Source organism: Companilactobacillus paralimentarius DSM 13238 = JCM 10415, from assembly GCF_001434985.1.
Taxonomy (GTDB): Bacteria; Bacillota; Bacilli; order Lactobacillales; family Lactobacillaceae; genus Companilactobacillus; species Companilactobacillus paralimentarius.
Genome location: NZ_AZES01000119.1, coordinates 1 through 271, shown reverse-complemented (window position 1 = coordinate 271; position 271 = coordinate 1). Strand labels below are relative to the sequence as shown.

Annotated in this window: 1 protein-coding gene; it reads left to right on the top strand. The window is 33.6% G+C overall.

Annotated elements, in window-relative coordinates; translation table 11 throughout:
* Positions 1-271: integrase core domain-containing protein (locus FD33_RS10260; protein WP_156407841.1), on the top strand; the 271-nt coding region annotated here is incomplete at both ends.

The following is a 271-nucleotide window of genomic DNA, read 5'->3' as shown; positions in this document are numbered from 1 at the left end:
AGCAAAATATAGTTCCCTCTTTAAAACCAATCCTTCACTCTGATCAAGGATGGCATTATCAGCTCAAATATTATCGAGATACCCTAAAAACAATGGGTATTGAACAAAGTATGTCTCGAAAAGGCAATTGTCACGACAACGCCCCAATTGAGAGTTTTTTTAATCTGCTCAAAAGAGAATGTCTTTATAGGTATAATATCGATGACCTAACCGAATTAAAGAACATAGTCGCTAAATATATCAATTGGTACAACAATAAACGTATTTCTTT